Origin of the sequence: Porphyromonas pogonae, assembly GCF_036320655.1 — a bacterium.
GTDB lineage: Bacteria > Bacteroidota > Bacteroidia > Bacteroidales > Porphyromonadaceae > Porphyromonas > Porphyromonas pogonae.
The window spans coordinates 286,856-304,093 of record NZ_CP143258.1; the positions used below are offsets into that span (position 1 = coordinate 286,856).

General features: G+C 43.6%; 24 protein-coding genes. 6 read left to right on the forward strand and 18 right to left on the reverse strand.

The annotated features are described in order from the left end of the window. Positions 1 to 568 precede the first annotated feature (568 nt). A complete protein-coding gene (locus VYJ22_RS01115) occupies positions 569 to 2,266 on the reverse strand; it encodes a tetratricopeptide repeat protein (RefSeq protein WP_329904527.1) in 1,698 nt (565 codons plus the stop codon). A 184-nt stretch (positions 2,267 to 2,450) separates the two neighbouring features. Beyond that, the gene (locus tag VYJ22_RS01120) at positions 2,451 to 2,909 is read right to left on the reverse strand and encodes a GyrI-like domain-containing protein (RefSeq protein ID WP_329904529.1); all 459 of its coding nucleotides are present in this window, start codon (positions 2,907 to 2,909) and stop codon (positions 2,451 to 2,453) included. Between the two features lie 155 nt (positions 2,910 to 3,064). Here VYJ22_RS01120 and VYJ22_RS01125 point away from each other — a divergent pair, with 155 nt between their 5' ends. Further along, positions 3,065 to 3,853 (forward strand): ion transporter, encoded by a 789-nt coding sequence (locus tag VYJ22_RS01125; RefSeq protein ID WP_329904530.1) that lies wholly within the window; start codon positions 3,065 to 3,067, stop codon positions 3,851 to 3,853. Positions 3,854 to 3,871: 18 nt separating this feature from the next. Here VYJ22_RS01125 and VYJ22_RS01130 read toward each other — a convergent pair whose 3' ends face one another. Then, entirely contained in the window at positions 3,872 to 4,738 is an 867-nt protein-coding gene (locus tag VYJ22_RS01130; protein ID WP_329904532.1) for a uroporphyrinogen-III synthase, read from the reverse strand. A gap of 226 nt (positions 4,739 to 4,964) precedes the next feature. Between VYJ22_RS01130 and VYJ22_RS01135 the strand changes: the two genes are divergently transcribed. From VYJ22_RS01135 to VYJ22_RS01150, 4 genes are read left to right on the forward strand one after another with little or no spacing between them, the layout of a single operon-like run. After that, entirely contained in the window at positions 4,965 to 5,912 is a 948-nt protein-coding gene (locus VYJ22_RS01135) for a CsgG/HfaB family protein (protein WP_329904533.1), read from the forward strand. Positions 5,913 to 5,924: 12 nt separating this feature from the next. Further along, complete coding sequence (locus VYJ22_RS01140) at positions 5,925 to 6,287, forward strand: hypothetical protein (protein WP_329904534.1); 363 nt, start codon at positions 5,925 to 5,927, stop codon at positions 6,285 to 6,287. A 22-nt stretch (positions 6,288 to 6,309) separates the two neighbouring features. Next, positions 6,310 to 6,663: a DUF4810 domain-containing protein gene (locus VYJ22_RS01145; RefSeq protein ID WP_329904535.1), complete on the forward strand. Its 354-nt coding sequence runs from the start codon at positions 6,310 to 6,312 to the stop codon at positions 6,661 to 6,663. Continuing rightward, on the forward strand, positions 6,660 to 7,355 hold the full coding sequence (locus VYJ22_RS01150) for a GNA1162 family protein (protein ID WP_329904536.1): 696 nt from the start codon (positions 6,660 to 6,662) through the stop codon (positions 7,353 to 7,355). The genes VYJ22_RS01145 and VYJ22_RS01150 overlap by 4 nt, the downstream gene beginning before the upstream one ends. Before the next feature lie 438 nt (positions 7,356 to 7,793). Here VYJ22_RS01150 and rplQ read toward each other — a convergent pair whose 3' ends face one another. The 15 genes from rplQ to rpsH all read right to left on the reverse strand — a co-directional run bounded on the left by rplQ (position 7,794) and on the right by rpsH (position 16,082). Next, positions 7,794 to 8,309, reverse strand: a complete 516-nt coding sequence (rplQ, locus tag VYJ22_RS01155) for a 50S ribosomal protein L17 (protein ID WP_329904537.1) — start codon at positions 8,307 to 8,309, stop codon at positions 7,794 to 7,796. Positions 8,310 to 8,319: 10 nt separating this feature from the next. Next, positions 8,320 to 9,312, reverse strand: coding sequence for a DNA-directed RNA polymerase subunit alpha (locus tag VYJ22_RS01160; RefSeq protein ID WP_329904538.1), 993 nt, complete (start codon positions 9,310 to 9,312; stop codon positions 8,320 to 8,322). 13 nt (positions 9,313 to 9,325) lie between these two features. Continuing rightward, the gene (gene rpsD, locus VYJ22_RS01165) at positions 9,326 to 9,931 is read right to left on the reverse strand and encodes a 30S ribosomal protein S4 (RefSeq protein ID WP_329904539.1); all 606 of its coding nucleotides are present in this window, start codon (positions 9,929 to 9,931) and stop codon (positions 9,326 to 9,328) included. A 298-nt stretch (positions 9,932 to 10,229) separates the two neighbouring features. Next, positions 10,230 to 10,616 carry a 30S ribosomal protein S11 gene (gene rpsK, locus VYJ22_RS01170; protein WP_329904540.1) on the reverse strand — a complete coding sequence of 129 codons (387 nt, stop codon included), beginning with the start codon at positions 10,614 to 10,616 and terminating at the stop codon, positions 10,230 to 10,232. An 11-nt stretch (positions 10,617 to 10,627) separates the two neighbouring features. Next, positions 10,628 to 11,008 (reverse strand): 30S ribosomal protein S13, encoded by a 381-nt coding sequence (rpsM, locus tag VYJ22_RS01175; RefSeq protein WP_329904541.1) that lies wholly within the window; start codon positions 11,006 to 11,008, stop codon positions 10,628 to 10,630. A 37-nt stretch (positions 11,009 to 11,045) separates the two neighbouring features. After that, on the reverse strand, positions 11,046 to 11,162 hold the full coding sequence (gene ykgO, locus VYJ22_RS01180; RefSeq protein WP_329904542.1) for a type B 50S ribosomal protein L36: 117 nt from the start codon (positions 11,160 to 11,162) through the stop codon (positions 11,046 to 11,048). 13 nt (positions 11,163 to 11,175) lie between these two features. Beyond that, on the reverse strand, positions 11,176 to 11,394 hold the full coding sequence (gene infA, locus VYJ22_RS01185; RefSeq protein ID WP_044186268.1) for a translation initiation factor IF-1: 219 nt from the start codon (positions 11,392 to 11,394) through the stop codon (positions 11,176 to 11,178). A 9-nt stretch (positions 11,395 to 11,403) separates the two neighbouring features. After that, complete coding sequence (map, locus tag VYJ22_RS01190) at positions 11,404 to 12,189, reverse strand: type I methionyl aminopeptidase (protein WP_329904543.1); 786 nt, start codon at positions 12,187 to 12,189, stop codon at positions 11,404 to 11,406. 8 nt (positions 12,190 to 12,197) lie between these two features. Next, positions 12,198 to 13,541, reverse strand: a complete 1,344-nt coding sequence (gene secY, locus VYJ22_RS01195; protein ID WP_329904544.1) for a preprotein translocase subunit SecY — start codon at positions 13,539 to 13,541, stop codon at positions 12,198 to 12,200. A gap of 5 nt (positions 13,542 to 13,546) precedes the next feature. Continuing rightward, a complete protein-coding gene (gene rplO / locus VYJ22_RS01200; protein WP_329904546.1) occupies positions 13,547 to 13,993 on the reverse strand; it encodes a 50S ribosomal protein L15 in 447 nt (148 codons plus the stop codon). 24 nt (positions 13,994 to 14,017) lie between these two features. Beyond that, positions 14,018 to 14,197 carry a 50S ribosomal protein L30 gene (rpmD, locus tag VYJ22_RS01205; RefSeq protein ID WP_329904547.1) on the reverse strand — a complete coding sequence of 60 codons (180 nt, stop codon included), beginning with the start codon at positions 14,195 to 14,197 and terminating at the stop codon, positions 14,018 to 14,020. 25 nt (positions 14,198 to 14,222) lie between these two features. Further along, the gene (gene rpsE, locus VYJ22_RS01210) at positions 14,223 to 14,741 is read right to left on the reverse strand and encodes a 30S ribosomal protein S5 (RefSeq protein WP_329904548.1); all 519 of its coding nucleotides are present in this window, start codon (positions 14,739 to 14,741) and stop codon (positions 14,223 to 14,225) included. 5 nt (positions 14,742 to 14,746) lie between these two features. Beyond that, positions 14,747 to 15,094: a 50S ribosomal protein L18 gene (rplR, locus tag VYJ22_RS01215; RefSeq protein ID WP_329904549.1), complete on the reverse strand. Its 348-nt coding sequence runs from the start codon at positions 15,092 to 15,094 to the stop codon at positions 14,747 to 14,749. A 22-nt stretch (positions 15,095 to 15,116) separates the two neighbouring features. Next, a complete protein-coding gene (rplF, locus tag VYJ22_RS01220) occupies positions 15,117 to 15,668 on the reverse strand; it encodes a 50S ribosomal protein L6 (protein ID WP_329904551.1) in 552 nt (183 codons plus the stop codon). A gap of 18 nt (positions 15,669 to 15,686) precedes the next feature. Next, the gene (gene rpsH / locus VYJ22_RS01225) at positions 15,687 to 16,082 is read right to left on the reverse strand and encodes a 30S ribosomal protein S8 (protein WP_329904552.1); all 396 of its coding nucleotides are present in this window, start codon (positions 16,080 to 16,082) and stop codon (positions 15,687 to 15,689) included. Positions 16,083 to 16,527: 445 nt separating this feature from the next. Between rpsH and VYJ22_RS01230 the strand changes: the two genes are divergently transcribed. Then, positions 16,528 to 16,665 (forward strand): hypothetical protein, encoded by a 138-nt coding sequence (locus tag VYJ22_RS01230; protein ID WP_329904553.1) that lies wholly within the window; start codon positions 16,528 to 16,530, stop codon positions 16,663 to 16,665. Positions 16,666 to 17,238 lie beyond the last annotated feature (573 nt).

Genomic DNA, 17,238 nt, shown 5'->3' on the forward strand with positions numbered 1-17,238 from the left:
CATGCAACAAGGATAACTCTATGAGCCATTCTTACACCTTTGGGAAAAGCAATCAGGTCACTCTGTGTCTCGCCCGTGAAATCATCCCTCAAAGCCCTATCTCAGGTAGTAATACCGACAAGTGTGGTGCCTGACTGCAAGGGTATGGAATAAGCCGCCGAAGCCATACCCTCTCCGTAAACGTAAAAAGAGACAAGATATAGTGAAATAGAGCAGAATAAAGAACAAAACCAACCTGATTGAGAAATACGATCAAGTATAAGCTATTATTTCTTATTATCGGGGCAATATCGTCCATCATTACGGCAATAAATATTTTCCGAAACAAATCACTGAGTGTATAGCACAAGCACTCCTATCACACCCTAGTGCATTTTTACCGATTCCTGGCAGACGTCTTGCTCATTATTACAGGCATTGATAAGTTTACTGCGTTACCGCACTTTTCTTGTGGATGCAACACTTCCCTTTTCAGAGAATAACAAGAGGTGTGATTACAAAAAATAATCCGCATAGCTATGAGCTATGCGGATTTATTGATTATACCCTTCTCGATTACAGGGAGAGCTTAGCGAAGTAAGCTACCAAACTCGGGAGTGTTTTTATACGCGGCAAACTCCAAATCGTTGGCCATACGCTTTACCAAAGAAGCATCCTTGGTAGCAGCATCCTTCAGATTGGCGTACACACCTGCTGCATCGTTGGTACGAGCAGCTACAACGGCTTTGAGATAGCTTGTCTTGGCATTGGGCTGTGCTATAGCGTTGAGGGTGGCAGCAGCTTTGGCATAGTCTTTATTCATGATCTGTGCCACGGCAGCGTTGTTGTTTTTGAAATCACCTAAGGCTACCTCTGCTTTGTCATACTGCCCTTCGTTGAGGTAGATGATACCCATGGCCTGGCCTACCTCTGGTACATTGGAAGAGGTGCTTATAAGCTCATTGGCTCTTTTGACATCACCCTTCTGCAAGGCTATAAGTCCGAGGTTGAGGTTTGTCTCAGGATTCATCTTTCGCTTGTTGGCTTCGGTAAACCAGTATTCGGCTTGTACCATGTTGCCTTCCAGGTAAGAGAGTACTCCTAAGTTATTGTATGAGCGATATTCAAGCGGATAAAGCTGACGGGCAATCTTGTAGAGACGCTCTTTTTCTTTGTTGGTCTGCTGTAGGGTAGCAGCATAGAGGAGTTCGTCAAGGCTCAAACGTCCCGGGTACTTTTCAGCCCACTCCTTGATCTCGTCATCACTCTTACCTATGATTTCCACATTGGCTACAAGACGAGACCGACGCAGTTGGGGCAGGATGATATCGGCAAGCTGGCTGAATACAGCAGAGATATTCTTAATCTCTTTTTCACGTTGCTCAGGGTCAGGATACATCTCCAGCACACGAAGTACCAGATCTTTGTCTTGCAGATTACTGCTCTCGACAAGTTTCTTAAAACCTTCCCAGTCCTGGGCTGTGTAGTGAGCGTTGATCTCGACATCTGCGAGGTCTTGTTTCTTGAACTGATTCTTGATCACCTTGGTAGTATTGCGCTCACGAGCTTCACTGAGCTTCTCGTTGAGATCCTTACCGCCATCAGGTGATGCATAAGCTTGCACCTCTACGGAAACACGTTGGTTGGGTGTTTCTTTGGCGTTTTGTACGATGTAGCGCCATTCCTCTACGTCTTCCTTGTTTACTTCCTTGGCACGTACCTGTGCTTGCTGGATAAGGAACATGATATTGGCATCGAATGCTTGCTTGATGATACGCTGGAAACGATCAGGGGCAATGGCGGGAGCGGCATCTTTGACAGAAGCCAAGTCTGCTGTAGCTATGACACCATCGGCTACCTTGAGAGAGGGTAACACTACTTTGGATGATCCATTATAAGCTTCGAAAGTAAGGAAGAGTTCGCTTCGAAGCATAGCGGGGTCATAATCGATGGCAAAATCGAGATTTCTATTGGCTCCCTGTTCATAAGGAACTACAATCTCATTGCCCATGACTTTTTCACCCTGGAATGTGAAACTGGGGCCCCACTTCTCTCCGCTTGCATAACGCATCTGGGGTACAATTTTGAGACGTGCGTCTTTGCTAAAATATTTAGCAGGAAAAGTAACATGCACTTTTACCGGCACCTTATTACCTACTACTTCAAGAGGCTGAGGCTCTGCCGATACCATGTTGCCGGAAAGCGGACGAAGTTTGCTGGAGCATCCGCTCAAACTCAATAAAAACGTTGCGGAAATCAACGCTATTGAGGTTTTTTTTGAAATCATAACTTATTGGTTTAATTACAGATTATTCGTGACTAAAGTCAAATAAAACTAAGTTATACAGCCCATAGTTCTGTTCGTAATACAAAACTACATTTTTTTTGCCACATGCCGAAGGGCAAGTGACAAGGGCACACACAGCGACAATCTCTGCTCAGGAGTGCTATGCCTGATGCAATAGGGAATATTACCTGACTGATACGTATGTATCCACAACGGTACTGAGAGGATCGGACAACTCCGAGCCGTAGATATCAAAGTCTGCAATATAAGCACGGTTTATATCGGAAGCACAGATGCGCTCCCATGTATCGACTATGTTTTGCGGTGAGGCGCCTATAGTCTGGTAATGCAGATAAGATGTAGCAGGAACTTCGCAGGATGAGCATCCTGAAGGCACGTCATCGAAAGAGCTTACCTTGCACCCAAGCAGACATGTATACTCACCTCGGTGATCTGACTGATAGCGGGTGTAAAGGCAATAGATCTCAGAAGAGATTTTATTGGGTACAAGCGACATGATTCCTTTTTCATAGAAACGCTTCCAGAGCATAGCGATGTCCTCTCCCGCTTTACCCCCGTCATTGGAAGTCTTTACAGATATTCCGATCAATTTGAATGAAGGCAACTTTATTATCTCTTCCATAGTTACAAAAGGGCTTTTATATTTGTTATCAATGTGAAGATAATGCGAAATGCGATAGATCGGACATGAGCAACATCTTCTTTAATGATATAACGTAGTACTACGTCTATAAAGATATAATACCTTTAGGAATATTTATACATTAATTTATGATTATGTCATACGGAAAACTACGCCGAGATATATTTGAAGTTATAGATCACAGTAATGGTAAGAACAAAATAGGGCTGCTCTATGATACTGTCATGATCTTATTTATACTAATGAGTCTGGTGCCTCTGCTTTTCAGAGAACCTAAGCCCGTATTTGGAGTTATCGAGCGTGTCACAACCACCGTCTTCATTATAGACTACTTACTGAGGTGGATGACTTGTGATTTGAAGCTGAATATGCCGGGGCTGAAAGCGTTTGTGGTGTACCCGTTTACAGGGCTTGCCATCATAGACTTACTATCGATACTGCCGGGGCTGAATATACTGAGCTCTTCTTTCAAGATGCTGAGGATAATAAGGATGTTGAAGATCATGAGGATATTCAGGTTGTTTCGATACTCAACACAAATACAACTGCTGTTTTTGGTATTGGACAAAGAGCGCAAAGTGCTCATGGCTGTGCTATTCATGGCTATTTTTTATATCCTTATCACTGCTCTGGTTATATTCAACTTGGGTACGGAGGAAGATATCAAACTATTCCCGTCGTTCTTCGACGCTGTATATTGGGCTACTATGACGCTTACTACTGTAGGTTATGGCGATGTTTATCCTGTAAGTACCATTGCCCGTATTATCAGTATGATCTCCTCACTCTTCGGCATAGCCATCATAGCTCTGCCGTCGGGTATCATCACTGCCACCTATATGGAGTCGATCAGGGAACACAGAAAACAAAAGGGTGATGATGTATTGCCTATAGACAAGATCGACGACAAGAATGACCTGTAACTTATAAGAGGTGAATCTTCACTTGCTACGGATATAATGACTGATGGCCTCGGCTAAACCTTCGGCTCGGCTAAAATCCGTGGCTACCACTTTGACGTCCAAACGGTACTTAAACGCACAACGGCGGGTATACGGACCGAAACAAGCAACGGGAACAGACTGCAATAACTTGGCTCTGTCCTTGCCGGAGTGAACTATCCCTGTCATCAACGCCTCGATCTCGCCCCCACTCGTAAAGGCTAATAGTGATACCTTACCCTCTTCCAATAGGCGGATAAGGGTATTGACATTAGAGGTAACGGGGCGGGTATAGTAAGCATCGATACGTGTAACTTCTAATCCGATCTCCTGTAGGGCTGCGATGAATTGGGGCACAACGAACGGCTCTTCAATCCCTCTCATACCGGGGGCTAGTACAGCCACCTTTTTATTCGTAATATGCCGTGACTTCAAAGCTGCCACCAAGCCCATAGGGCTGGCTTCGTGAGAAAGAAAAGCGACATCCAGCCCTGTGCGTTCTCTGAGATAGTCCACATCTTTACCGATAGCAAGATATTGAGTGGAGGTAGTACCATGTGCATGAGCAGATGTCTGATAGTAAACATACGCATCCACCGCCTTACGGCTACAGAATATCACGTAGTCATACCTATCGGGAGCGGACACTAAAGCTTTTGTTTCGGATGAAGCGCTATCAATGTCAGTGGAAATAACCGGAATGCTTTGGGCCGATATACCAAGACTTCGTGTGGCCCCCACAAAACGTGACGAATACGAGAGTGGAGCTGTAAAGACAACCTCATCAGAGGTGCTCTGTGACTTTAGCATAGGCATAAAAAGCACAAACAAGAAAACGAGGAGGGATGTACGAGGGTGCAATTTCATTTTGGAACTGATTGTGAGCCATAGATCGCCTATAGAGTATACAGACTACATTGATAGCTCAAATATTACATCTCTAAGATAAAACAAATACTCGAATGAAGCTAGGGGTTCAGGCCGGTACTATAATAAACGACTTGTAAATAAACAATGATGAAGAAAAGAAACGAGGTTAATATGATAAAACAATAAAAAAACTATATTTGTAAAGGAACATAACAAACTCAATATGAAAACGTACTTAAAGATACCCATGCTTATTCTCTCTGTATGGGGAGTAACATTGTACCCGGCAATATCACAGACGCCGGAAAGAAAAGTGGCGCAACAGGAAGTCAATAGCCATGCGCATCATGCTACAAACAAATCCCTGAAATGGAAAGTAGCTATAGGACGATTCTCGAATGAAACGCAATATGGCAAAGGGATCTTTTATGATCGACAAAATGATCCTATGGCCAAACAAGCACTGGACATCTTATCGACCAAACTCAGCAGTACTAATAAATTTATCCTGCTCGAGAGAAGTGATCTGGATAAAATAGAGAGCGAACTCAAAAACGGCGGATCCGCACAAAAGATAGGAGCAGACTATCTGATACTGGGTTCGATTACCGAATTCGGACGTAAGACGACCGGTAAAGACGGATTCTTCTCAACGGAGAAAAGCCAAACGGTAGAAGCCGGTGTAAGCATCCGTATCGTGGATGTATCTACCGGGCTTATCATCTACTCCGAAGAAGGCAAAGGCTATGCACAGACTACGGCTAAGAGCACACTGGGCATGGGAGGAAAAGCTGGTTACGACGCTACGCTGAGCGACAAAGCAATCTCCGGAGCAATAGATCAGTTGGTGGAAAACATTATCAACAAATGCACCGACAAACCATGGAAAACTTATTTCCTCAGTGCAGATGAAGATGGTATGGTGATTGCAGGCGGTGCTTCACAAGGGCTCAAAGTGAATGATGTATTCGATGTCTACAGTAGAGGTAAGAAAGTAAAAAACCCGCAAACCGGTGTGGAATTTGAGCTCCCGGGCAAAAAGGTAGGCTCCGTGAAAATAACTATGGTAGGAGGTGATACTCCCGAAACCGAGTTCTCAATGGTGACACTTCTTGATGGCTCTATGGACAAAGACAAATTGGCTAACTACTATATCCAACAACCCCATTAATATTACCTATTCATGAAAATCTTAAAAAGTAATTTCACCTCCTTAGTTATCATATTGATTGTTGCATGCACATTGATAACATTGCCATCGTGTGGCTCTACAGCATCACTCAACGGAGGCCTGAGCGATGAAGCTTATATCGTAGTGGTATCAAACAAGCAGTATGTAAACAAGGATGTCTATATTGTAATAGATGACAAACCTGCAATCAAAGTAAAGGCTGTGAAAGAAAAGGATGCCGTACGCAAAGGTGAACGCATCGTGATACTGCCGGGTACGCACAAAGTGGTTGTTCTGAATGATCACACACAGGAGATGTATAGTAAGAACCTCTTTATCTCAAGCAGAAGCTCACGCACTGTGGTGCTACCGTAAATAGATGTCAAAAAAGCAATATATGAAGAATATTTATTGGGCTGCGACCTTATTGGCACTATGCTTGGGGTTGTGGGGCTGTGGTACAGGCAGAGAGCTTTACAGCTGGTACAACTATGAAAACGCATCATATGCCTTCTCGAAGAAGCACACTGAAAAGGATGAAGCGGAACTGATAAAAGCTTATGAAAAAATTATAGATAATCAAAGCGGCATGCGCCAGACTGTACCTCCGGGAGTTTATGCCGAGTACGGTTACCTATTGGCCAAAAGCGGCAAGGTAACCGAAGGGGTAGACTTGATGCAGAAAGAGATTGACACCTATCCGGAGAGCCGGGTGTTTATAGACAGAATCATTAAACAGTTTAAGCGATGATGCATTTGAATTTTATGAGCAAAGCGGTAAAAGGATCAATCTGTATCCTTGTCATCGCAGTACTGGCAAGCTGTGGCGTAGGTCAATCATATACCCGAGAAGCTTTATATCCTAAGATGTATAGCGAGAAGCCTGTATCTATACTGATCATGCCTCCGATAAACCAAACAAATCATGTGGATGCGAAGGAGTTTTTCTACTCTTCTATGGCACAACCGTTGGCAGAACGCGGATACTATGTATTCTCACCATATCTCTCGCTCGACCTCATGCAACAGGAAAGCGCTAACGATGCAGAGCAGTTTATAGAAGGCTCAATGAAGCCCTTCAGAAATGTATTCAATGCCGATGCGGTGCTCTTTACTGTAATCAAGAAGTGGAGCAAAGCAGCTCTAGCAAATGAAATCAATGTGGAGATAGAGTATATCCTGAAGTCTGCGACTACGAACGAAACGCTATTTCAAAGAAATGCCGATGTGAAAGTGGACTGTTCCGTAATACAGAACGGAGGGATCATAGGAATACTGGCAAACACACTTATGACTGCTGCAACCGACAAAATAGTGGCTGCGAGAAAAGCCAATCATTTTATCCTTAGTGATATGCCGGCGGGGAAATATTCACCTGATTACGGGATCGACGGCAAGATGCCTGCAAGCAACAGCAACATCAATAACTATACGGTGAAATAAGAGCTATAATACTTGTATTGTACAAAACAGCATTTTCATAAACTCTGGTAAAGCACCTCTGCTCGACAACACATGAAGAAGCTTCTCAGTACAAACCTCCCCTCACAGAGATTTATAAAAGAGAGACCGTTGCATAGCAGGCCAATTGCTTCTTTGCTTGCGAGATTCGCGCTTGGTCATTTACCGGAAGTAAACTCCCTGTGCACTCACTCTTAGCGCCTTGCACTTTACCTTCTCTGCCCGGTCAAAGTGTCTTTTGTCGGATTTGCCTCCAAAATCCATGAGACTGTTGACTTTTGCAACAGTCTCAAAGAGTGTCTATCCTATTTGTAAGGATAATGGCTTAGAAGCTAGATGCAGATCAAACAAAGACAATGAAAAAGGTCATATCCGTATGGATATGACCTTTTTATATATTGAATCAAAGTGAACTGAGGATTACTCTGCTGACTTTTCTTCTACTTCTACTTCAGCTTTTGGAGCTGCCGTCTCAGTTGCCACTTCAGCCTTAGGAGCTTCCGAAGCTGATTTGCTACGACGTGAACGGCGAGTCTTACTTGCAGCTTTGGCAGTCTTGCCTTCTTTGAGCATGTTCTCGTTGAAGTCAACAAGCTCAATGAAGCACATTGCAGCATTGTCACCCAAACGGAAACCTGTCTTGATAACACGAGTGTAACCACCCGGGCGGTCAGCTACCTTTGAAGCTACTTCAGAGAAAAGCTCCTTAACGGCATACTTATTCTGAAGTTTAGAGAATACTTCACGACGTGAGTGTGTAGTATCTTCTTTTGATTTAGTGATCATAGGCTCCACATATATACGCAGAGCTTTAGCCTTAGCAACCGTAGTAAAAATACGCTTGTGAAGGATCAGCGAAGATGCCATATTGGAGAGCATAGCATCACGGTGAGCTTTCTTACGGCCAAGGTGATTGAATTTTTTATTATGTCTCATCGTTTAATTCTTACTCTTTATCTAATTTATACTTGCTGATATCCATCCCAAATGACAAATTGAGTGTTTCTAACAACTCATCCAACTCTGTCAATGACTTCTTACCGAAATTGCGGAACTTGAGCAGATCGCTCTTGTTGTAGCGTACAAGCTCACCGAGAGTAGATACTTCGGCAGAGCGTAGACAGTTGAGGGCACGCACAGAGAGATCAAGATCACTAAGTGCAGTCTTCAAAAGCTGACGCATGTGCAATGCTTCTTCATCGAATTCGTCAGCAGGCTCAAGGTCTGCATCCTCAATAGCGATGTTGTCTTCGGTAAATAGTCTGAAGTGTTGAATCAAAATGTTTGCGGATTCGCGCAAAGCATCTTGCGGATGAATACTGCCATCGGTAGTAACTTCTATAACCAACTTCTCATAGTCGGTCTTCTGCTCTACACGGAAGTTTTCAACCTGATACTTAACGTTACGTACTGGAGTAAAGATAGAGTCTATAGCAATAGTCTGCAATTCCTCATCAACTTTACGATTTTCATCAGCAGGCACATAACCTCTTCCTTTATTGATCTTAAGTTCAATATTGATAGAGGCAGAGCTGTCGAGATGACAAATCACCAGTTCGGGATTAAGTACCTTGAAACCGCTAAGCTGATCGTCAAGGTCGCCGGCTGTGAAAACGTCTTTGTGAGAAATGCTCACAGAAACCGTTTCTTCCAATGTACCGTCGACTACTCTTTTGAAACGAACCTGCTTAAGGTTGAGTATTATGTTAGTAACATCTTCCAATACACCCGGAATAGTAGCAAATTCATGATCAACACCATCAATTCTGATAGAGGTGATGGCATAACCTTCGAGTGAGGATAGAAGTATACGACGAAGGGCATTACCTATCGTAATACCGTAACCCGGCTCTAAAGGACGGAACTCGAATCTTGCATAAGAATCGGTTGCATCCATCATAATTACATTATCGGGTCTCTGAAATGCTAATATTGCCATGGGATTATCTGGATTATTTAGAATACAATTCCACAATCAGCTGTTCCTTGATGTTCTCAGGGATGTCTGCACGCTCAGGTATATGAAGAAATCTTCCGCTGAGAGTAGCTTGTTCCCACTCCATCCAAGGATATTTGCTGTGATTGAATCCGGCTAATGCATCAGAGATAACCTCGAGGCTCTTTGAGCGCTCACGTACGCCAATGATCTGACCGGGCTTTAGAGTGTAAGAAGGGATGTTTACCACTTTTCCGTCTACAGTGATGTGACGGTGCGATACCAACTGACGAGCAGCGGCACGTGTGGGAGCGATACCCAAACGATAGACAACGTTGTCAAGACGTGACTCAAGAAGTTGCAACAGGATCTCACCCGTTACACCACTTGCACGTTGAGCTTTGTCAAAAAGGTTACGGAACTGCTTTTCGAGCACTCCGTAGGTGTACTTAGCTTTTTGTTTTTCGCGAAGCTGAGTACCATATTCGCTCGTCTTACGACGGCGAGAATTGCCATGCTGTCCGGGAGGGTAATTCTTTTTGGACAATACTTTGTCGGCACCAAAGATAGGATCGCCGAACTTACGGGCAATTTTTGATTTAGGTCCAGTATATCTTGCCATTATTATAATCTTAATTTGTGAAAGATCATCCGCGTACATTGATTGTGTGTCTCGGTAAACTTACAAAACACTATCATCTACTAAAGTGGTGCAGCCGCGACCGGTTATGAGGAGAGGATTATGAAACCTATGAAAGTAATATAGCCAATCTATTCACCCTCTTTAGTCAGTATGTAGTCTTACTTTTATATTTCGAGCTTGTTACAATCTTAATTATACTGTTCGGAGGAAAACTCTTCCGAGTGGTAGTCTTTCTGTTTTTAGTGAATTTATTAATGTAAAATCCTCAGGATAATGATTAAACACGTCTCTTTTTGGGAGGACGGCAACCATTGTGAGGCATCGGAGTAACGTCTACAATTTCTGTCACCTCTATACCTGCACCGTGGATGGTACGAATAGCTGATTCACGTCCGTTACCCGGACCCTTTACATAAACTTTCACCTTACGCAAACCAAGATCATAGGCAACTTTTGCGCAGTCCTGAGCAGCCATCTGTGCTGCATAAGGAGTGTTCTTTTTAGAACTGCGGAAACCCATTTTACCTGCTGATGACCAGCTGATAACTTGACCTTCGCTATTTGCAAGGGATATGATAATGTTATTAAAAGAAGAGTGGATGTGAGCTTGTCCCACAGCGTCGACTTTAACGACTTTCTTCTTTGCGACTGTTTTTTTTGCCATATCAACCTTTATTATTTAGTAGCTTTTTTCTTATTTGCAACGGTCTTCTTCTTACCCTTACGAGTACGAGCGTTGTTCTTTGTGCTCTGACCACGTAATGGCAAACCATTACGATGACGGATACCACGGTAGCAACCGATATCCATAAGACGTTTGATATTCAATTGAACTTCAGAACGCAGGTCACCTTCTACCTTAAAGCCGGCTCCGATGATCTCACGGATAGCGGCTGCCTGATCGTCTGTCCAATCTTTTACCTTGATATCTTTATTGATACCAGCTTGATCCAAAATCTTTGACGCACTGCTACGGCCGATGCCATAGATGTAAGTCAAGGCGATTTCTCCTCGTTTGTTTTGTGGCAAATCAACGCCAACAATTCTTATAGCCATACTCTTTACTTAATATTATTGCAATACTTAAATAAAATCATCCCTGACGTTGTTTGAATTTGGGATTCTTTTTGTTAATCACATACAAGCGTCCTTTTCTTCTCACGATCTTGCAATCCGGAGTACGCTTTTTGATTGATGCTCTTACTTTCATATCTGGTTAAATGTTATTTGTATCTGAATGAAATGCGTCCTTTGGACAAATCATATGGCGACATTTCCACTTTAACCTTATCTCCCGGAAGTATCTTGATGTAGTGCATACGCATCTTACCGGAAATATGCGCTGTGATGATGTGACCGTTTTCCAGTTCCACCTTAAACATCGCATTGGACAAAGCTTCCAAAATTACGCCATCTTGTTCTATAGCAGCTTGCTTCGACATAAAAAATAATTAGAATTCTCTTTCTCCTAAAACTTCACTTAAAAAATCAAACGACGACAGAATATCCGCTCTGCCATCTTTGATAGCTATGCAGTGCTCGAAATGTGCCGAGGGCTTACGACTCTTGGTCCTCACCGTCCAACCATCTTTTTCGAAAACTACATTCTTAGATCCGATATTGACCATCGGTTCTATGCAGATACACATCCCTTCTTTCAAAACGGGTCCCGTTCCTTTGCGTCCATAGTTGGGAACCTCGGGAGCCTCGTGCATGCTTTTTCCGATACCATGTCCCACGAGCTCTCTCACGATGTGATAGCCTCGTTTCTCACAGTAGGTCTGTACTGCATCACCGATATCTCCTACACGGTGTCCGGCTACGGCTTGCTCTATACCTTTGTATAGCGACTGTTTGGTCGTAACCAACAGATCCTTTACTTCAGGAGTAATATCTCCTACCGCAAAGGTGTAAGCCGAGTCTCCGGTAAAACCGTTCAATTTCGTTCCGCAATCGACAGAAACAATATCGCCGTCCTGAAGGATTACCTTGCTCGAAGGTATTCCATGCACTACATGGTCATTGACCGATGTACACAAACTATTGGGGAAGCCTCCGTAGCCCAAAAAAGCAGGAGTAGCTCCGTGATCTCTTATGAACTCTTCGGCAACTCGATCCAGCTCAAGCGTACTTACGCCCGGCTTAATATGCTTGGCTACTTCCGCAAGGGTTTTACCCACCAGTTGGTTGGCAGCCCTCATGAGCTCGATCTCGTCGTCTGTTTTTAAGTATATCATTTCTTATATTAATATGCCGCTGCAGAACCTACTCTCCCTTTTATACGTCCATTCTTGAGCAGACCATCGTAGTGGCGCATCAAGAGGTGACTTTCGATCTGCTGTAGCGTATCCAACACTACACCTACAAGGATGAGCAGAGATGTACCCCCAAAGAACTGAGCAAACTCCTGACTTACTCCAAATATCTGGGCAAAAGCAGGCAATATAGCTACAATAGCCAGGAATATTGCACCCGGTAATGTGATTCTATCCATGATCTCATCGATATAGTCACGTGTAGCTTTGCCGGGCTTGATGCCGGGGACAAAACCATTGTTACGCTTCAAATCATCGGCCATCTGGGTCGGATTGATTGTAATAGCGGTGTAGAAGTAAGTGAAGAGAATGATAAGCACGGCGAATACGAAGTTGTACAAGAAGCTGGTATTGTTCATAAACGCATGCAAAAATCCGCTGCTCTCTCCTGATTTAGAAAATCCCATAAAGAAGATGGGGATAAACATGATAGCCTGAGCAAAGATGATGGGCATTACGTTGGCAGCATTCACCTTGAGAGGGATATACTGGCGTGCGCCACCGTACTGGCGGTTACCCACTACCCTCTTGGCATATTGCACAGGTACTCGGCGAGTACCTTGTACCAATAATATCGCACCTGCTATGACGAACAGCAAGAAGATGATCTCAAAGAGGAATGCGACAAGACCACCCACAGCATTGGACTGAACGCGCGAAGCAAACTCGGCGATCAGGGCATGCGGCAAGCGTGCTATGATACCCACAAGGATAATGAATGAGATACCGTTACCGATACCCTTGTCCGTAATGCGCTCTCCCAGCCAGAGGACAAACATACTACCCGCCGTCATGATCACGGAGGCGTATAGCTTGAACCAAATGCCGGCAGGCAATGCTGTACCCACAGAATGCAACTGTACATCAAGGTTGATAAGATAAGTAGGAGCTTGGAATAACAAGATGATCACCGTAAGGTAACGTGTGATCTGATTGATCTTGCGACGCCCGCTCTCTCCTTCTCTTTGCATTTTCTGTAAAGATGGGATAGCAATAGCACCCAACTGCATAACGATGGATGCAGAGATATATGGCATGATACCCAATGCAAAAATAGATGCATTAGAAAACGCTCCCCCGGAGAACATATCCAGAAGCGCCATTAGCCCCGAGGCTGTCTGATTTTTCAATTCTCTCAGACTATTGGGGTCTATACCGGGAATCACCACAAATGTACCCGCGCGATAGATAATTATAAAAACAATGGTAGTGATGATCTTTTTTCTAAGATCATCAATCTTCCATATGTTTTTTATAGTTTCGACTAATCGCATGAGCTTTATAGTTTTACGATTGATCCACCTGCGGCAGTGATAGCTTCTTCAGCTTTCTTTGAGAAAGCGTTGGCTTCCACTTCGATCTTAGCTGACAGAGTGCCGTTTCCGAGGATCTTAACCAGATCATTCTTTGATACCAAACCGGCTTCTACAAACTCGGCTTTGGAGATGCGTGTCAAGTTGTTCTTCTCTGCGATTTCCTGCAATGAGGAAAGATTTACCGCACGATACTCAACACGATTGATATTTTTGAAACCGAACTTCGGCAAACGACGCTGAATAGGCATCTGACCTCCTTCGAAACCGATTTTCTTGGAGTAACCAGAGCGGCTCTTGGCTCCCTTGTGACCACGGGTAGAAGTACCACCCAAACCTGATCCGGGACCACGACCAATTCGTTTACGCGTCTGAACAGAGCCTTCAGCAGGCTTCAAGCTTGATAGATTCATATCTCTTTTCTGTTTATGCGTTTATTATTCTTCAATGATGCGTACTAAGTGGTGTACTCTGTTTACCATCCCCAGGATCTGAGGAGTAGCTTCGTGCTCTACCACCTGATTCATTTTCTTAAGACCCAGTGCATCAAGTGTCAGTTTTTGAACTTTAGGGCACTTGATTCTACTGCGAACCTGTTGAATTTTAATTCTTGCCATTGTAAAATCTCCTTACTCTAAAATATTAACCTTTAAACACTTTTTCTACTGACACGCCTCTGTTGCGTGCTACCATAAGTGGGCTTCTCATTTCTGCGAGTGCCTCTATAGTAGCCTTTACAAGGTTGTGTGGGTTAGATGAGCCTTTGCTCTTTGCCAACACGTCAGTCACACCTACACTTTCCAAAACGGCACGCATAGCACCACCGGCCTTTACACCGGTACCGGCGCTGGCTGGCTTGAGGAATACCTTTGCACCACCGAATGAAGCTAATTGTTCGTGAGGGATAGTACCTTTGTGTACAGGTACACGGATAAGGTTTTTCTTAGCGGCTTCTACGCCTTTGGCTATAGCAGCTGATACTTCACCGGCCTTACCAAGACCCCAGCCTACTACTCCGTCTTCATTACCAACAACCACAATGGCAGCAAAGCTAAATGTACGGCCACCCTTCGTTACCTTAGTAACACGGTTGATAGCAACCAATCTATCTTTTAGTTCCAAGTCGTTAGTCGACTTAACTCTATTATTCATATCTGCCATTATGATTAAAATTTAAGACCTTCACCACGAGCAGCGTCGGCAAGTTCTTTAATACGACCATGATACAGGTATCCGTTACGGTCAAACACTACTGTTGTCACGCCGGCAGCTTGTGCAGCCTTGGCAACTTCAGCGCCTACCTTTGCAGCTATTTCCTTCTTATTTGATCCTGCTGCATCAAGCTTCAGTGATGATGCGCTGGCCAAAGTAGTTCCGGTAATATCATCTATAACCTGTGCATAGATCTGCTTATTGCTACGGAATACAGAGAGACGAGGACGCTCGGCTGTTCCGCTGATCTTACCACGCACGCGGGTTTTGATCTTAAGTCTTCTATTTTGCTTTCTTTCCATGATTACTTACAGTTTATTTCGATTATTTGCCGGCTGATTTACCGGATTTTCTACGGATCACCTCGCCCTCAAACTTGATACCCTTACCCTTGTAAGGCTCAGGCATACGGAATGAGCGGATTTTGGTGCAAACCTGTCCTAAGAGTTGCTTGTCGGCACTCTCTAAGATAATCAGTGGATTCTTATTTCTCTCACTCTTGGTCTCTACTTTTACCTCGGGAGGCAATTGCAGGAAGATGTTGTGTGTAAATCCCAAAGACAGTTCAAGAAGCTGACCTTGGTTTGAGGCACGATAACCTACACCTACAAGCTCCAATGTCTTCTTAAATCCTTCGTGCGCACCACTTACCATGTTGTTGATCAGTGAGCGGTAAAGGCCATGTAGCGAGCGCTCGATACGATCGTCACTTGCACGCTCCAATGCTACTACTCCGTTTTCGATTTTCACAGAGATTCTCGGATCCACTTCTTGTGTTAGTTCTCCCTTGGGACCCTTTACTGTTACGACATTATCCTTGAGAGATACTGTCACTCCATTAGGGATGCTGATAGGCAACTTACCAATTCTTGACATTTGATGTATCTCCTATGATTAATAAATGTAACATAAAACTTCGCCGCCAACCTTGAGGTTAGAAGCTTCCTTGTCTGTCATCACACCTTTCGAGGTAGAAAGGATAGCGATACCCAAACCATTTAAAACTCTCGGCATCTCACGATAGCCTACGTACTTACGCAAACCCGGGCGTGACACACGCTTCAGCGCTTTGATGGCATTTACCTTACCATTGAGGTCATACTTCAAAGCCACTTTAATAGTACCTTGAGGGCCTTCTTCTACAAATTTGTAGTTTAAGATGTACCCCTTGTCAAAAAGGATCTTAGTGATCTCTTTTTTTAGATTAGACGCCGGCACTTCTACCACACGGTGACCCGCCTTCACGGCATTACGCACACGCGTCAGATAATCTGCAATAGGATCTGTCATTGATTTAAAAAATTAAATTGATCCGGACCATCCGGACAATATTTAACAATAAGCTTGTTACTTTTCATCAGGCTTTTGAGCACACAAATGCATACAATTACCCAAAGAAAAGCACGCAAAGTTACAAATATTTTTTGTATGACAAAAGAAAAATATTACTATTCAACAATTTGCAATGCAATTCTCAGGTATATTTAAATTATAAATACTCATTTATATTTATACAATCATCGAATATCATACTTATCTTCAAAAAATGAATTTCGGATATTTACATGGCTCCATGGCAGTAATTTTTGAAACAAATAATCATGTTGAGACTGTTGCAAAAGTCAACTGTCTCATGGATCTTGGAGGCAAAGCCGACAAAAGACACTTTGACCGGGCAGAGAGGGTAAAGTGCAAGGCGCTAAGAGTGAGTGCACAGGGAGTTTACTTCAGGTAAATGACCAAGCACGAATCTCGCAAGCAACGAAGCAATTGGCCTGCTATGCAACGGTCTCATGTTGTCTTCCATGTCTCAACCAAGATCACACAGCCATGTCGAGATTCTAAAGAATATCATCGCCCAATTCCTCTTTGACAGCTATTCCACATATTGGGTTGTAGGGCATAGAATGATACCGTAGCTATCATATTGCTCATTCATGCATCGCGTTTACATATGCAATAGATGCCGCTGGTTTCGTTTTGTAAAATGGATTTTTGTGGAGCGTTGAGTATGGTTGCACGCCTCCCCGAAACTCCGAGAGGTATTGACAAAGGGGGGTAGGATGTGGTATATTTGCAGTATAAATTATCATTACACCATCCTAATCCAATTCACCAAAGTATGAGCCTCCTGATAGATAATCCTTACAGAATAAGCTGCCCCTTACAGCACAGCATCTGTGCATGCTCCCATACGCCTCAGCCATGGAGCCTCATGCCCTGTGTATCACTCAGCAAAACCTTACTTCGCACGTTTGGCATTATCACTGATTCGCAACTCATGCCTTTAGCCAAGCTTGAGCTACCGAGATCTGTATCTTTTATTCTCTAAAAATCCATATTTAATTACATTTCCTGACATCGCACCGACTCACGGATTGGTATCTAGTCTTCTAAAAAGGGAAACCATCCTATAAAGTGGGCAGATCTATCGTACACGGACAAT

Bases quoted from the DNA above. Each gene is read 5' to 3' on its own strand.
- rpsE (WP_329904548.1), bottom strand. From the start codon at position 14,741: ATGGCAGATATGAATAATAGAGTTAAGTCGACTAACGACTTGGAACTA.
- rpsD (WP_329904539.1), bottom strand. From the start codon at position 9,931: ATGGCAAGATATACTGGACCTAAATCAAAAATTGCCCGTAAGTTCGGC.
- rplR (WP_329904549.1), bottom strand. From the start codon at position 15,094: ATGGAAAGAAAGCAAAATAGAAGACTTAAGATCAAAACCCGCGTGCGT.
- VYJ22_RS01160 (WP_329904538.1), bottom strand. From the start codon at position 9,312: ATGGCAATATTAGCATTTCAGAGACCCGATAATGTAATTATGATGGAT.
- rplF (WP_329904551.1), bottom strand. From the start codon at position 15,668: ATGTCAAGAATTGGTAAGTTGCCTATCAGCATCCCTAATGGAGTGACA.
- ykgO (WP_329904542.1), bottom strand. From the start codon at position 11,162: ATGAAAGTAAGAGCATCAATCAAAAAGCGTACTCCGGATTGCAAGATC.
- rpsK (WP_329904540.1), bottom strand. From the start codon at position 10,616: ATGGCAAAAAAAACAGTCGCAAAGAAGAAAGTCGTTAAAGTCGACGCT.
- VYJ22_RS01115 (WP_329904527.1), bottom strand. From the start codon at position 2,266: ATGATTTCAAAAAAAACCTCAATAGCGTTGATTTCCGCAACGTTTTTA.
- rpsH (WP_329904552.1), bottom strand. From the start codon at position 16,082: ATGACAGATCCTATTGCAGATTATCTGACGCGTGTGCGTAATGCCGTG.
- VYJ22_RS01130 (WP_329904532.1), bottom strand. From the start codon at position 4,738: ATGAAATTGCACCCTCGTACATCCCTCCTCGTTTTCTTGTTTGTGCTT.
- VYJ22_RS01125 (WP_329904530.1), top strand. From the start codon at position 3,065: ATGTCATACGGAAAACTACGCCGAGATATATTTGAAGTTATAGATCAC.
- rplO (WP_329904546.1), bottom strand. From the start codon at position 13,993: ATGAATCTATCAAGCTTGAAGCCTGCTGAAGGCTCTGTTCAGACGCGT.
- infA (WP_044186268.1), bottom strand. From the start codon at position 11,394: ATGTCGAAGCAAGCTGCTATAGAACAAGATGGCGTAATTTTGGAAGCT.
- rpsM (WP_329904541.1), bottom strand. From the start codon at position 11,008: ATGGCTATAAGAATTGTTGGCGTTGATTTGCCACAAAACAAACGAGGA.
- VYJ22_RS01135 (WP_329904533.1), top strand. From the start codon at position 4,965: ATGAAAACGTACTTAAAGATACCCATGCTTATTCTCTCTGTATGGGGA.
- map (WP_329904543.1), bottom strand. From the start codon at position 12,189: ATGATATACTTAAAAACAGACGACGAGATCGAGCTCATGAGGGCTGCC.
- rpmD (WP_329904547.1), bottom strand. From the start codon at position 14,197: ATGGCAAGAATTAAAATTCAACAGGTTCGCAGTAGAATCAAGTGCCCT.
- VYJ22_RS01150 (WP_329904536.1), top strand. From the start codon at position 6,660: ATGATGCATTTGAATTTTATGAGCAAAGCGGTAAAAGGATCAATCTGT.
- VYJ22_RS01140 (WP_329904534.1), top strand. From the start codon at position 5,925: ATGAAAATCTTAAAAAGTAATTTCACCTCCTTAGTTATCATATTGATT.
- rplQ (WP_329904537.1), bottom strand. From the start codon at position 8,309: ATGAGACATAATAAAAAATTCAATCACCTTGGCCGTAAGAAAGCTCAC.
- VYJ22_RS01145 (WP_329904535.1), top strand. From the start codon at position 6,310: ATGAAGAATATTTATTGGGCTGCGACCTTATTGGCACTATGCTTGGGG.
- VYJ22_RS01120 (WP_329904529.1), bottom strand. From the start codon at position 2,909: ATGGAAGAGATAATAAAGTTGCCTTCATTCAAATTGATCGGAATATCT.
- VYJ22_RS01230 (WP_329904553.1), top strand. From the start codon at position 16,528: ATGACCAAGCACGAATCTCGCAAGCAACGAAGCAATTGGCCTGCTATG.
- secY (WP_329904544.1), bottom strand. From the start codon at position 13,541: ATGCGATTAGTCGAAACTATAAAAAACATATGGAAGATTGATGATCTT.